Origin of the sequence: Corynebacterium sp. HMSC065H09, assembly GCF_001812845.1 — a bacterium.
Lineage (GTDB): Bacteria > Actinomycetota > Actinomycetes > Mycobacteriales > Mycobacteriaceae > Corynebacterium > Corynebacterium jeikeium_D.
This window is the reverse complement of record NZ_KV810590.1, coordinates 7,048-20,314: the sequence shown is the minus strand read 5'-3', so window position 1 is coordinate 20,314 and position 13,267 is coordinate 7,048. Positions and strand designations below refer to the sequence as shown.

Genomic DNA, 13,267 nt, shown 5'->3' with positions numbered 1-13,267 from the left:
CTTCGCCGGAAATCCTGCAAACCGCCGACGGAGGGATGGGCAGGAACCGCGAAGCGGAGCGAAGCTCAGCCGGCCAACAGAGCTAGCATGCGGACTTCTACTTAACGTCCAACAGGTCGATGACGAAGACCAGGGTCTTACCAGACAGGAAGTGTCCTGCACCAGCCGGGCCGTAAGCTTTCTCCGGAGGGCAAATCAGCTCGCGACGACCGCCGACCTTCATGCCCGGAATGCCTTCCTGCCAACCGGCAATCAGGCCGTTCAGCGGGAACTCGATGGACTGGCCACGGTTCCAGGAAGAGTCGAACTCTTCACCGGTTTCGTAGTCAACACCCACGTAGTGGACCTCGACACGAGCACCCGGGGTGGCCTCCTTGCCGTCACCGACAGTGAGGTCGTTGATGACGAGTTCCGTCGGAGCCGGACCGGACTTAGCAGTGAGTTCTGGCTTGGACAAGACAATCTCCTATCACAGTTGGCTTTTTCACAGTTGGTATTCAGCCCAACGTAAATGGACCCAACTTAAATGGGGTTTCTTAGAATTCTAGGAAAAATAAAAGGCGCGTACCAACCTTTCGAAGGCTAGTACGCGCCTTTTCGCGTTTTCAACGCTGGACTTTTCTATGCTGAGTTACCTGCGAGGAACCCCCTACGCAGTAATCGCTAGAAACCTTAGCGCTGGTCGCGCGGAACGAAGTCACGCTCGGTCTCGCCGGTGTAAATCTGGCGAGGGCGGTTGATCTTCGATGCCGGGTCAGTGACCTGCTCGTTGAACTGAGCAATCCAGCCCGGGAGGCGGCCGATGGCGAACAGGACGGTGAAGAAGTCCGTCGGGAAGCCCATGGCGCGGTAAATCAGACCGGTGTAGAAGTCAACGTTCGGGTAGAGCTTGCGGGAGACGAAGTAGTCATCAGCCAGTGCAATCTCTTCCAGCTTCATAGCCAAATCCAGCAGCTCGTCGCCGCCGAGGTGCTGGAGCACCTCGTGAGCGGTCTTCTTAGCGATAGCTGCACGCGGGTCGTAGGACTTGTAGACGCGGTGACCGAAGCCCATCAGTCGGACGCCCGGCTCCTTGTTCTTCACGCGGTTCATGAACTCGGTTGCGTCGCCACCGTGGTTCTGCTGGATGTCCTCGAGCATCTCCAGAACAGCCTGGTTAGCGCCACCGTGCAGCGGGCCAGACAGAGCGTTGATACCAGCAGCGATGGAGACGAACATGGAAGCGCCGGAGGAAGCGACCATGCGGACGGTGGAGGTGGAGCAGTTCTGCTCGTGGTCAGCGTGCAGGATGAGCAGCTTGTCCAGAGCGTCAACCACTACCGGATCAACCTCGTAGTCAGCGGTCGGGTAACCGAACATCATGCGCAGGAAGTTCTCGCGAGCGTTCAGGTTGTTGTCCGGGTACATGTACGGCTCACCCTTGGATGCGCGGTAAGCGTATGCAGCCAGCATCGGGACCTTAGCCATCAGGCGAACCGCAGCCAGGTTGCGCTGCTCTTCGTTCAGCGGATCCAGCTCGTCCTGGTAGTAGGAAGCCAGGATGTTGACCGAGGAAGCCAGGGTCTGCATCGGGTGTGCGCCACGCGGGAAGATGCTGAATGCGCGACGGAAGTCCTCGTCCAGCAGGGTGTGGTGACGAATGTCGTGGTTGAACTGCGCAAGCTCTTCCTCAGACGGAAGGTGGCCGTGAATCAGCAGGTAGGAAACCTCGTTGAAGGTAGCCTTCTCAGCCAGCTGCTCAATCGGGTAACCGCGGTAGCGCAGGATGCCGTTACCGCCGTCGATGTAAGTGATCTTGGACTCGGTAGAACCGGTGGCGGTGTAGCCCGGGTCGAAGGTGGTCAGTCCAGTTTCCTGGAGCATCTTGCCCAGTGCGATACCGTCGTTACCCTCGGTTGCCTTGACGATGTCCATCTCGAACTCGCCGCCCGGGTAGTGGAGTACAGCCTTGCCGTCTTTAGTAGCCACAACTTCCCTTTCACAGAAAAATTCTTCTTAACGACTCCAGAGTGCGGGGGAAGCAGGCACAGCGGAAAACAGCATGCTGCCTCCCAACTCCACGCCACCCCTTCGGGGTCGCATTGTTTTCAATGATTCAATTATGCGCGACATTTGCGTTCCATTGCATCTTGCCCAGTGAAAAAAGTTTGCTTAGTTCACATCGACCGTGTCGTAACCATAAAGAACCGACACCTGCAGTGGATTAGAACACACAATATCAAAGAGTGTGAGCAGTGCAACACCCTCTACCCCATTCGGGCAGCCTGGGCTTACCCAATCTTGACCCTTCTTCACCCCGAAATGCAAATGGAAAAAACGGGTTTATTACGTTGTCACTGCTCATTTACTAATCAGGAGGTCAGGAGCCCATTCAACAGCCAATGTCTTTAAAAGTTCAAAAGTCATTGAGCCGACGCCCGAAAACACATCGACTAAATCCACAATAATTCACCCCTCGCCGCCCGCCCGAGGCCCCACACCGCCAAGTTTTCAGCACCAACAAAACTGGAAAAAATTCTTCGCAAACTTTGCAAATACGCCAATCCACCCTGTTTTGTTATGCAAAGTACGGAAGCGGGGGCAATTGAACCCCACCCTTTTGCTATAAGTACCCCCGATTACCGCTAGAGTTTGAAGACAACGGCTGTATATCAAGCTTCACTTTGAATGCACTTTGAAAGGTTGCGCCTCATATGAGCGATCAATTCCCAGTCCTCCCTGAAGAGTTCCAGCCCGGCGACGGCCGCTTTGGTTGCGGTCCGTCGAAGGTTCGCCCGGCACAGATTCAGGCAATCGTTGACGGCGGTACCTCTATCATGGGTACCTCCCACCGTCAGCCGGCAGTGAAGAACGTTGTTGGTGAGGTTCGCGAGGGTCTGGCTGAGCTCTTCCAGCTTCCGGAAGGCTACGAGATTGTCCTGTCCCTCGGCGGCGCAACCGCTTTCTGGGATGCTGCCACCTTTGGGCTCATCGAGAAGAAGTCCGCTCACCTGACTTACGGTGAGTTCTCCTCCAAGTTTGCCAAGGCCTCCAAGATGGCTCCGTGGCTCGACGCTCCGCAGATCATCGAAGCAGAGCCGGGTTCCGCACCTGAGGTTGTCGCTGGCGAAGAGGGCGTTGACCTTATTGGTTGGGCTCACAACGAGACCTCCACCGGCACCATGGTTCCGGTCACCCGCCCGGCAGGCTCCGAGGGCCAGCTCGTGGCTATCGATGCCACCTCCGGTGCCGGCGGCCTCCCGGTCGACATGTCCCAGGCTGACGTCTACTACTTCTCCCCGCAGAAGTGCTTCGCTTCTGACGGCGGCATCTGGTTGGCTGCAATGTCCCCGGCTGCCATCGATCGTATTGAGAAGATCAATTCTTCCGACCGCTTCATCCCGGCTTACCTGAACCTGCAGACTGCCGTTGATAACTCCCGCAAGAACCAGACCTACAACACCCCGGCCGTCGGCACTTTGCTGATGCTGGCTGATCAGGTCAAGTGGATGAACGCCAACGGCGGCCTCGACGGCATGGTTGCCCGCACCACCGAGTCCTCCTCCCACCTCTACAACTGGGCTGAGAACCGCGCGGAGGCAACTCCGTTCGTCACCGATGCTGCAAAGCGCTCGCTGGTCGTCGGCACCATCGACTTCGAGGACAACATCGACGCCGCACAGATTGCCAAGGTTCTGCGCGCCAACGGCATCCTCGACATCGAGCCGTACCGCAAGCTGGGCCGCAACCAGCTGCGCATCGGTATGTTCCCGGCCATCGACCCGGAGGACATCCGTCGTCTGACTGGCGCTATCGACTGGGTTCTGGACAACGGCTACGCTGCAAAGTAACAGCCAAATACCGGCCTCAGCCGCATAACTCCCGCGCCACGCGCAAGGGCATTGCCCCATTTGTCCGTGACGCGGGAGTTTTGTCGTTTACCATGATTAGTGAGCATTACTTATAACGTCGACCAACAAGGAGGTTCTCGCATGAGGGAGCTGAAGCCCGTTCTGGACGGCGATGTGACCGATTCACTGATTCTCGTTCCCGCCGATATCACCGAGCAGGAACGGCAGGAGGGACTTCGCTTCACGCTGCCTCTCGACGAGAACCTGCGCACTTTCCTGGTCGAGCACTTCGAGCTCGCCGATGCCGCCGGTTCCCCTGCTGCAGCTGATTCCGCATCGCTTGCCGACGGATCCAGCGCCGCCACCGCCACTGCCAGCGGTAGCTCTGGGGAGAGTGCTACCGCAGAGAGGGGCTCCACCGACGGAAGTTCCACTAGTGGCAGCACAGCGGAAGCCACCACCGCAAGCGGCGACGCGGCCGAAGGCAGCGAGGCGGCCGGCAACTCCGCTACGGCAGGCGGGGCACCGAAGAAGACTCCAACGGCGCCGAAGCCTGTTCTGGAAGAGCCTCGCGTAGTTTTGTCGCCGCGCGAAATTCAGGACCGCATTCGCAGCGGTCAGACGGTGGAGGAGCTCATTGAGTACAGCGGCATGCAGCCGCGCAAGATTGAGTCCTTCGCCTACCCGGTGCTTGCAGAGCGCGCACGTATTGCGGAGCTCGGCAAGCAGTCGAAGCCACGTCGCATTGATGGCCCGGCCAAGTTGTCCCTGTGGGAGATTCTCGCCACCGCTTTTGCCGCTCGTGGCCAGGAACTCGCCGATGCCTCGTGGGATGCCTACCGCGACCCGAGTGGACAGTGGATTGTGACGGTTACTTGGAATGTCGGCCACACCACCAACGTAGCTGAGTGGAGTTACCAGGCGGAGGGACTTTCCGCACTCACCATTGCTCGCAATGAGCTGGCAGCAGAGCTGATTGACCCCGACTTTGCCCGCCGCAACCGAGACTTGGCTCCGCAGGCCAATCGAGCTGCTGATACCGCGGATACCTCTGAGATGCCAGCCGCATGGCAGTCTTCGGCGGAGCCGCAGCGAGGCCACGGGGAGCAGGATGTTCCGTCGCAAAGCGACGTCGACGACGATGTTGACGAGGCGGAGTTCTTGCAGCACCCGGACGCGGAGCAGCCGAAGCGCAAGAAGAAGACTGTCATGCCGTCGTGGGAGGATGTGCTACTCGGCGTACGTCCGAACGGCCCGAAGAAGTAGGAGTTTCCCTCGACAATGAGCTCCATGAACAGTGGCAACGCTTCTGATTTCGAATTCTCCGCGATTCGCCGCGGTGTAGTCACGATTTGGTTTATCAGCACCAATGACCCTGCTGCGACCCTGGAGACAGGTGTTCAGCATGACCGCGGTTTCGGGCGTCGTTTCCTAGCTCTCTATGACTCGACGTTGCCGGTAACACCGATTGGTGATTTCCCGCTCAACCGCTCGGCGGAAACCGGTGACGGTGAATACTACATCGGTGGATTTGAGGGCGTTGCCGTACTGCAGACGGTTCTCGATGATGTCTCGCAGCTGTCCAAGCTGTCGCCTCGTCTGCGCCAGGAGATTGCCGCCACGGACGTCTACGCGAGTGTGTCGAATAAATCCACGGGCTTCGGTGCCTTTGCGCATTGGCACGATGGTGAGCTCAAGCGTGCTTTCTCCGCTACTCGCTACCGCACACTGGAAGACATCGGTCTTCCCTGCCCCGCAGAGGGCAGCTTCTGGGCGGGCAAGCACCGCCCGCTGCCCGATGCTTTCGAAGGTACGGGTTCACGTCCACGCGAGGGGGTCGGTTTGCCGTTCGTTCCGGCAGAGCTTGCCGACGCCGTCATCACCGACTGGCTCGGATTCGACCCGCATTCGCCCGCTACCGATATCCCTGTTAGTGGTTTTGCGGTGGATGGCCGTCGTGCGGCTCCCGGGGCTTCGTATTCGACGTCTCGTAGTCCACGCGGGCTAATGGGTGAGCCGGGTTCGTCCGAGTCTGGCGCAGAGCTTGACCGCGCCTACGACGACTACGAAGTTCACAACGCAGAGCCGAACCGAGACTTTCTGGAGGAGCTCAGTCGCTTTGGGGCTAAGGCCAAGAACTTCGCTGGCCGCACCTGGCAGCGGGCGCGAGGCAAGTTCGGGAAATAGTTTCTACCGCCCTGCGCGCTGCGACTGAACGCGCAGTCGCTCGTAGAACGCGATCGCCGCGGAGGTAGCCACATTCAGGCTGTCAGTTCCCGGTGACATGGGAATGCGAGCACGCACATCGGTGGCTGCCATCGCGTGCTCGGTAAGCCCCTGCCCCTCAGCGCCAACGAGAATCGCGACCTTGTCCGTGTCCATGGCATCCCACAGGTCCACCGTGCCCGCAGGGGTCATCGACACCACGCGGAAGCCCTGCTCTTTGAGCTGGTCCAGGCTTCGCTGCCAGGTGGTCGTAGTACCGGGCAGAGTCGCAAATGGGACTGTCAGCACATGCCCCATGGAAACGCGCACGCTGCGGCGATACAGCGGATCGGCGCAGGCCGCGCCGAAGACGACCCCATCCACGCCCATGCCCGCCGCGTTACGGAACAGGGCTCCGATGTTCTCGTGGTCACCGACTCCCTCCATCACGGCCAAGGTGGTGGCTCCGCTCAGAACTTGGTCCACCGATAGCTCCGGCGCGCGGTCAGCGGTGGCCAGAAGGCCGCGGTGAAGATCAAATCCGGCCGCTGCGGCCAGAACCTCGCGGTCGAGTTCAAACCAGGGCACCGTTTCCGCAATAGCGGCCTCGCTCGCGGTCAGTCCGTCGGCAAGCGATGCGAGCTTCTGGCGAGTACCAAAGACTGCGCGGAGCGGAAAGCGTGAGCGCACTAACCGCGGCACAATGAGCGTGCCTTCGGCGATGACCAGCCCCTTCCCACCGGGCAAATCGGGGCGGGAATCGGACTTGTTGAGGTTGCGGATGTCATCGAGACGGCTGTCGGCGGGATCGTCGACGACGATGGGCGCAAAGCGTTCGAGGGATGTGGTGGTACTCATGGAAACTCTTTAGCCGCCCAGCAGAGCGGTGAACGGATCGGCGGCGAAGTAGATGATGAACAGGCCGGAGACAATCCACATCAGCGGATGTACGGACTTGGCACGACCCGAGAAGATAGCCATCGCAGCAAAGGTGATGAAACCGATGCCGATACCATTTGCAATCGAGTAGGTAAACGGCATGGTGACAATAGTCAAAAATGCCGGCAGTGCGATGTCGAAACGGGTGAAATCAATCTCGGTAATCTGCCCGATCATCATGGCACCGACGATGACCAGCACTGGCGCGGCAGCCTCGATGGGCACGATTTCATAGAGCGGGGTGAAAAACATCGCTGCCAGAAAGAGGATGCCGGTGACAATGTTGGCAAGGCCAGTGCGTGCACCATCGGCGATGCCCGCTGCGGAGTCCACAAAGACGGTGTTCGACGAGGAGCTGACTGCACCACCGACAATGGCACCGGTGCCTTCGACAACCAGTGCGCGCTTCATGTCCGGCAGCACACCGTCTTCATCGACAAGTGCGGCCTGCTTGCCCAGACCAGTCATCGTGCCCATGGCATCGAAGAAGTTCGCCAGGACCAAGGTAAACAGCAGCATGGTGGCGCTGAGGGCACCGACGCGGGCAAAGGATCCGAAAAGATCCACAGCTCCAACGAGGGACAAGTCCGGCATGCCGCCTACGCGGTCCGGCAGAGTCGGTACCGCGAGATTCCAACCGGTCGGCACTGGCTTGCCATCAGCGAAGGAGGGGCCCGCATCCGTCAAGGCCTCGACTGCGAGCGCAATGATGGTATTCAGCACGATGCCGATGAACAGGCCACCTGGAATATTGCGGACAACCATGATGCCGCAGATAATCAGCCCGAGGGCGAACACGGCGGTCGGCCACGAGGCAATCTGACCATTGATGCCGAGCTGCACCGGGACAGTCGTGTCAGCGGCATCGGGAATACGGCGAACCAGGCCACCGTCGACCAGACCAATCATGGCAATGAATAGGCCGATACCCACACTCATCGCGGCCTTCATATCGGACGGAATCGCGTGGAAGACAGCTGTGCGGAATCCGGTCAGCGCCAGCAGCACGATAATCACGCCGTCCAGCACGACCAGGCCCATCGCTTCTTCCCAGGCCAGCCCCTCGTTAGCAACGAATGTCACGGCAACCAGGGTGTTGATGCCCAGGCCCGTCGCAATGCCGAAGGGGTACTTGGCAAAGAGACCAAAAGTAATGGTCATGACACCCGCGGCGAGCGCGGTGACAGCAGCGACCTGTGGTATCCCCAGGCTATTGCCGTTGACATCCTCGATATTGCCGAGGATCAGCGGGTTGAGCAGAATGATGTAGGCCATCGCGAAGAAGGTCACTACGCCACCGCGAATCTCGGTCACGGTCGTCGAACCGCGCTCCGTGATGTGAAAATAGCGGTCCACTGCCGAAAGATGGCTCCCCTTCCGTGCAGGCTTGGAGTCCTTCGCCTCATCTGAGGATGTTGCAGAGGTGGACGTACCTTTGTCCATTTTTTATGCCTCTCTAGAGTCTCTTTATTATCCGTGTCACGTGTTTATCCGTGTCAGAGCGGAATTTTTGTGCCGAAATCCGTAACGGTGCAGTCTCTGGGGCCACAGTGGCGTCGAAACTGCACCTTCTTCGTCATCGCGTTTGCCTAGGTGGAAAGCTACAGGTGGGAATCCTGGTAGGGTTCCGCCACCGGTGCACCCTGCCCCGTTACTTCCGGGATAGCTGAGTGAGCACCGCAGCCGTGGTCAAAGCTTACGGCCGTGGCATCGAATGTCCATTCGTTAACGCACACGCCCCAGTTCTTACCGAGCGGACCGGTCAGCGGGACCATAAAGGCGCAGGTTCGGCAGCGGTGCAATGCTTCCCGAGCAAAGTCACTCTCGGGGCCGGTATCGCCCTCTTCCCAACGCTGCTCGGTGTCTTCCACACCACGCGCCGACAAGGTGCGGGTCTGCAAGTCATCGCCGTCGAGTCGCTCATCTCCCACTGCAGCCGGCAACAAATCGCGCGGACCGAGGTCACCGGGGCGCAGCCGCTCCTCGTAGGGCACCCATTCAGGCGCCTGCAGCGCGGTTTCGCCAGGGACAAGAGCCACTTCACTGACCGTCGCCTGTTGAGTGCCCGGCGCGCACGCGACCACCACATGCCACTCCCAGCCCCTGTATCCGGGCAGGTCAGCCGCAAAACGATGCACCGCAACGCCCTCGCCTACGACACTTACACCGGTGTGCGCGCCGGCAGGCCCCTCCCCGAGCTCTTCAATCGCGGTACGGGCAGTGTCGACCGCCTGGTGATTCATCACCTTCCCCCGTCGGCGGCTGTTTCGGGAACGTCGTCGATTTTCAGTCACGTTTCCTATCCTAGAGTGAAGCTATGGACAGATTCCCGTCGGGCGATGCAAAACTCGCCCGCCCTTTCCACTCATCACGCTTTACGACGGTCCGAGCTGCCATCCTCTCCGTGGCAACTGCCGCCCTATTGGCCGGCTGTGCGGCTGAAACTGGTTCAGGTGGCGATCCCTCAGGCGAGGCCCCTTCTAGTGGCGCTAGTGCGGACTCGAACTCCGGCACCGCCCCAAGGTCGACTTCGGCATCGGTTAATCCCTCCGAGCTGGTCGGTGCCGATAAGGTGCCGGGGCTCGGTGACGTTCCGACACTGAAACTGGCCATCGAGCAGTCCTATCCTGTCTTGGCTCCACCACTTCCCACGGAGAAGAATGTCGCTGCGCCTTTTGTCCAGGGCCTTGAGTTCGAACCCGATGGCTCTTTGTTGATGGGTACTGGCCTCTACGGCGAGTCCCAGATTTACCGATTACCGCAGTGGCTCGACAACTCTGCAGCCGAGCCGACCAACGTGGAAGATTTACAGCCTGAACTCTTCGGCGAGGGGATTACCCGTCATGGAGATACCGTGTGGCAGCTGACGTGGAAGGAAGGACGCGCCATTGAACGCGACGCGGCTACTCTCAAGCAGCGTCGCGAGGTTCCCTTCGACACCGAGGGCTGGGGCGCGTGCTCCTTCGAGGACACCATCGTGACCTCCGACGGCAGTGGCACCCTCACTTTCCGCGCCCCCGATGACCTCTCTTCCCAGCGTCAACTGCCCGTCACTGCAGCAGGTACAGAGACAACGTGGCTCAACGAACTCGAGTGCGTCACTGTCGACGGCGACGCAGCTCCGGACGAAGTGCCGGACGAAGCACCAGCGGACACGAGCGATTCAAACAACCAGAGCAACGCGGACGGACCAAACTCCCCGCAATCGCACCGCGAGATTTGGGCCAACGTCTGGCAGAGTCCATTCATCTACCGCATCAACCCGGAAGACGGAAAGGTCACAGGTATCGTCGATGCCACCGAACTCTTCCGCGACTTGTACGCGCAGCTCTCCCCAGCAGAGCAAAACAGTATTGATGTGCTCAACGGCATTGCTCTAATGCCGGATTCTTCCTCTACCTCCCCCAATGGCCCCCGCCAGTTCCTGCTCACAGGCAAGAAATGGCCCACGGCCTACCGTGTTACCGTGAGTGAATAGCAGTATCTGGCCCGAAAACGGCTAGTGTGACTGAACGTAGCTTCAATTCCGTTACGAATGTCGGGAAGTGAGAGTTGATGGGATCGAGTAGGCGCCGCTGGCAACAGAATAGTAAGGCGTTCATGGTTGTCGGCGCTATTGTCGTGGTGGGTCTTGTCGTCACCGGCATTGTCCTTGCTGTCAATAAGTGGACCAACCAGGCAATCGACGACCCGCACGCGCTGTCCATCGAGGTCATTCAGGACGGCGAAACCACAGAGGTTCTTCCCTACCGTGTCTGCGACCTCTTTGAGAAGAATGCCTGCACCACGACTGAGGCCAACGCCGCCAAGATCTCCCTGGGCGAGCAGGAGACAGCTGAGGTTAACGTCGGCTCCACTGTTGGCTCTAACTCTTGGACTCTGCAGCGTTTCTTCTCCGACGATGCGGTCAACTCCACCTCTCGCAAGGATCCGGGCGAAGCCACGACCGAGACCATCGCCGGCTCCGCAGCTGTTGCCGGCAAACGCACCCCACTCGGGGTCGTGGAGGTTTCCACCGCGCTCATCGGAAAGAACTCCGAGGGTGAAGAGACCACCTACGGTATTACTTGGTCGATCGTCAACGAACCGTCGTAAAGCACAGCAAAACGCCCGCTCACTGAGGTTATCCACCTTCGTGAGCGGGCGTTTTTCACATCTTCTACCGACTTACGAGTCCAGCTCGCGCGCGACCGCACGCAGGACTTCAGCCATCTGGTGGCCGTCCTTACGCTCCGGGTAACGCCCGGCGCGCAGGTCACGCTGCACCGTCGACTCCAGCATGGAAATCATGTCCGAAATCATGCCGTTGAGATCGCTGGGGCTGTGCTTCTTTGCTTGACGACGGGCTCCTGCGCCCCCACCTGCCCCGCCACGGCGGTGACGGGCACCGCGCGGTCCCTCGTCGAGCACCTTGATCCGGAGGGCCTGCGGGCCTGGGCGGCCGTCAGCGTAGTCGTACTCCAGGCGCTGACCAGTTACGAGTTCTTCCACACCTTTCGGCAGCACGTTCTTGCCGATGTAGACATCTTCACCGTCCGGATTCGAAACGAAGCCAAAACCGCGATCCTTGTCGTACCACCTGACCTTACCGATGGGCACTTTCCACCTAACCTTCCCGTGCCCTGTGACTGGGGGCACTCAACCTCGTTCCCCCTTGTGCAGCGGTGACTGCCCTTCGGGGTCTTCGGATCGGAGATGCAATTCTTCCGCATTTGCCACCGTCCTCGCACGCACAAACGGCCAGAGTTAGAGGCTCGCTCGCGGCGAGCCTGGCCAGACAGGATCGCGAGGATATGCCGGGCCGGGCGCTGTCTTAATGGTGTTCCTTTAATTAAGGTGCGACCAAAACAGGACGCACTCCAACGGGGAACACATTATTTATTACTGCTTACTAGTGCGAAGTGGCGGCAGCGGTAGCGGCGTGCATGTGCACGTCACCTCCGATTACCTAAAGAACTCAATTATACCCATAGATGGGGACATAAAGGGAAGACGGATTTGAGTGAAGCGAGCACGCTCGCGGATTGACACACCGAGACGGCAACTAACTGCCAGCGTTGGTTCTTTATGGCTATCTCTTATGACCTCTTTTCAAGTACCGGAGACGCGCCAAAACAGGAAAAATAACAAGACGATAACGTGAGCTTTATCACATTTTGAAGTTTTAACTTACACAACACCAATAACAGTCACGTCTCTTACCTGCAGTTTCACCTACTTTTATGCATATTTCCCACCTGCGCTCAAAATTAAGAATCCGGCGATTCGCGTGACTATTTCGTTATCAACCGCTACGGTGTGCAATCGACGCGTTTAACGGACGAAGTCGCATAGATCGCCTTCATCTCACTCCAGTGCGATGACATCGGCCCGTTATCAATAACGTGAAGAACTTTCCATAAGAGTGAGATGGGGTTGCATTAGCCCCACTGGCGCCACAAAGAAAATCGACGAAAAGGAAATTTTCATATGGCTCGCCACGCAGCTAAGACCAACACCTTCGCTTCCACTTCGGCAAAGGTTGCACTGACCGGCGCAATCCTCGGTGCCGGTGCCGCTATCTTCGCACCGACCGCTTCTGCAGCTCCGGACTCCGACTGGGACCGCCTGGCACAGTGTGAGTCCGGTGGCAACTGGCACATCAACACCGGAAACGGCTACTACGGCGGTCTGCAGTTCTCCGCAAGCACCTGGAACGCTTTCGGTGGTAACGAGTTCGCTTCGACCGCTGATCAGGCTTCCCGCGAGCAGCAGATTTACGTTGCTGAGAAGGTTCTGGCTCAGCAGGGTTGGGGCGCATGGCCGGCTTGCTCCGCAAGCCTGGGTCTCTCCTCCGGCCCGACCGATCGTCCGCACCCGAGCCAGGGCTCCGCTCCTGTTCGCGCACAGGCCGCTCCGGCAGCTGCTGCTTCCGACTCCAAGACTGACCTGGTTCAGCAGTTCGCTGACCGCCTGTCCAACGTCAACAGCCTGTCCGACGCTCAGGCACTCATCGCTGAGTTCCGTGCACTGACCGGCGAGGTTGAGCTCCCGCAGGAACTGGTCGCAGCCATTCCGTTCGACCTGTCGAAGCTGCAGGGTCTGATTTAAGACTTTCGAGCTAGCCAGCTCATCACAGTAGCCCCGAGGGTAATCCCCCTCGGGGCTACTTTTTGCCTTCCGCAGGTTGGCGGTGCCGACCCAACGCGAGATAGTGACTGCGTGAATTACTGCCTGCGTTTATGGCTGGCGACGGCGTGCCAACGCGAGTTAGTGACTGCGTTTATGACAAAAATGGCCCGAAAAATGGCTTG

General features: G+C 59.1%; 12 protein-coding genes. 6 read left to right on the top strand and 6 right to left on the bottom strand.

The genetic code is table 11. The features are described 5' to 3' along the window. Positions 1 to 97 precede the first annotated feature (97 nt). Together HMPREF2878_RS07210 and HMPREF2878_RS07205 are read right to left on the bottom strand one after the other, a co-directional pair. On the bottom strand, positions 98 to 457 hold the full coding sequence (locus HMPREF2878_RS07210) for an FKBP-type peptidyl-prolyl cis-trans isomerase (protein WP_005511805.1): 360 nt from the start codon (positions 455 to 457) through the stop codon (positions 98 to 100). A 215-nt stretch (positions 458 to 672) separates the two neighbouring features. After that, complete coding sequence (locus tag HMPREF2878_RS07205) at positions 673 to 1,968, bottom strand: citrate synthase (RefSeq protein ID WP_016423307.1); 1,296 nt, start codon at positions 1,966 to 1,968, stop codon at positions 673 to 675. A 725-nt stretch (positions 1,969 to 2,693) separates the two neighbouring features. Here HMPREF2878_RS07205 and serC point away from each other — a divergent pair. From serC to HMPREF2878_RS07190, 3 genes are all read left to right on the top strand, one after another. Beyond that, positions 2,694 to 3,830, top strand: a complete 1,137-nt coding sequence (gene serC / locus HMPREF2878_RS07200) for a phosphoserine transaminase (RefSeq protein WP_070605449.1) — start codon at positions 2,694 to 2,696, stop codon at positions 3,828 to 3,830. A gap of 141 nt (positions 3,831 to 3,971) precedes the next feature. Beyond that, positions 3,972 to 5,096 carry a septation protein SepH gene (gene sepH, locus HMPREF2878_RS07195; protein WP_083295721.1) on the top strand — a complete coding sequence of 375 codons (1,125 nt, stop codon included), beginning with the start codon at positions 3,972 to 3,974 and terminating at the stop codon, positions 5,094 to 5,096. Positions 5,097 to 5,111: 15 nt separating this feature from the next. After that, positions 5,112 to 6,017: a DUF6928 family protein gene (locus tag HMPREF2878_RS07190; RefSeq protein WP_070595312.1), complete on the top strand. Its 906-nt coding sequence runs from the start codon at positions 5,112 to 5,114 to the stop codon at positions 6,015 to 6,017. A gap of 3 nt (positions 6,018 to 6,020) precedes the next feature. On the opposite strand, the gene HMPREF2878_RS07185 is transcribed toward HMPREF2878_RS07190, so the two are convergent. The 3 genes from HMPREF2878_RS07185 to HMPREF2878_RS07175 all read right to left on the bottom strand — a co-directional run bounded on the left by HMPREF2878_RS07185 (position 6,021) and on the right by HMPREF2878_RS07175 (position 9,268). Next, on the bottom strand, positions 6,021 to 6,893 hold the full coding sequence (locus tag HMPREF2878_RS07185; protein WP_070545908.1) for a TrmH family RNA methyltransferase: 873 nt from the start codon (positions 6,891 to 6,893) through the stop codon (positions 6,021 to 6,023). Between the two features lie 9 nt (positions 6,894 to 6,902). Next, the gene (locus HMPREF2878_RS07180) at positions 6,903 to 8,417 is read right to left on the bottom strand and encodes an NCS2 family permease (RefSeq protein WP_070653139.1); all 1,515 of its coding nucleotides are present in this window, start codon (positions 8,415 to 8,417) and stop codon (positions 6,903 to 6,905) included. Positions 8,418 to 8,575: 158 nt separating this feature from the next. Then, positions 8,576 to 9,268, bottom strand: coding sequence for a DUF3027 domain-containing protein (locus HMPREF2878_RS07175; protein WP_224433761.1), 693 nt, complete (start codon positions 9,266 to 9,268; stop codon positions 8,576 to 8,578). A gap of 23 nt (positions 9,269 to 9,291) precedes the next feature. On the opposite strand from HMPREF2878_RS07175, the gene HMPREF2878_RS07170 reads away from it, so the two are divergent. Together HMPREF2878_RS07170 and HMPREF2878_RS07165 are read left to right on the top strand one after the other, a co-directional pair. Beyond that, entirely contained in the window at positions 9,292 to 10,452 is a 1,161-nt protein-coding gene (locus HMPREF2878_RS07170; protein WP_070653137.1) for a glutaminyl-peptide cyclotransferase, read from the top strand. 122 nt (positions 10,453 to 10,574) lie between these two features. Further along, the gene (locus tag HMPREF2878_RS07165; RefSeq protein WP_016423315.1) at positions 10,575 to 11,069 is read left to right on the top strand and encodes a DUF2771 family protein; all 495 of its coding nucleotides are present in this window, start codon (positions 10,575 to 10,577) and stop codon (positions 11,067 to 11,069) included. A gap of 72 nt (positions 11,070 to 11,141) precedes the next feature. Here HMPREF2878_RS07165 and HMPREF2878_RS07160 read toward each other — a convergent pair whose 3' ends face one another. After that, positions 11,142 to 11,573, bottom strand: coding sequence for a cold-shock protein (locus HMPREF2878_RS07160; RefSeq protein ID WP_005511873.1), 432 nt, complete (start codon positions 11,571 to 11,573; stop codon positions 11,142 to 11,144). A gap of 870 nt (positions 11,574 to 12,443) precedes the next feature. Between HMPREF2878_RS07160 and HMPREF2878_RS07155 the strand changes: the two genes are divergently transcribed. Continuing rightward, positions 12,444 to 13,064, top strand: a complete 621-nt coding sequence (locus HMPREF2878_RS07155; protein ID WP_070653135.1) for a transglycosylase family protein — start codon at positions 12,444 to 12,446, stop codon at positions 13,062 to 13,064. Positions 13,065 to 13,267: the final 203 nt, after the last annotated feature.

Coding starts and splice junctions, on each gene's coding strand:
- HMPREF2878_RS07190 (WP_070595312.1), top strand. CDS start 5,112: ATGAGCTCCATGAACAGTGGCAACGCTTCTGATTTCGAATTCTCCGCG.
- serC (WP_070605449.1), top strand. CDS start 2,694: ATGAGCGATCAATTCCCAGTCCTCCCTGAAGAGTTCCAGCCCGGCGAC.
- sepH (WP_083295721.1), top strand. CDS start 3,972: ATGAGGGAGCTGAAGCCCGTTCTGGACGGCGATGTGACCGATTCACTG.
- HMPREF2878_RS07170 (WP_070653137.1), top strand. CDS start 9,292: ATGGACAGATTCCCGTCGGGCGATGCAAAACTCGCCCGCCCTTTCCAC.
- HMPREF2878_RS07185 (WP_070545908.1), bottom strand. CDS start 6,893: ATGAGTACCACCACATCCCTCGAACGCTTTGCGCCCATCGTCGTCGAC.
- HMPREF2878_RS07180 (WP_070653139.1), bottom strand. CDS start 8,417: ATGGACAAAGGTACGTCCACCTCTGCAACATCCTCAGATGAGGCGAAG.
- HMPREF2878_RS07165 (WP_016423315.1), top strand. CDS start 10,575: ATGGTTGTCGGCGCTATTGTCGTGGTGGGTCTTGTCGTCACCGGCATT.
- HMPREF2878_RS07155 (WP_070653135.1), top strand. CDS start 12,444: ATGGCTCGCCACGCAGCTAAGACCAACACCTTCGCTTCCACTTCGGCA.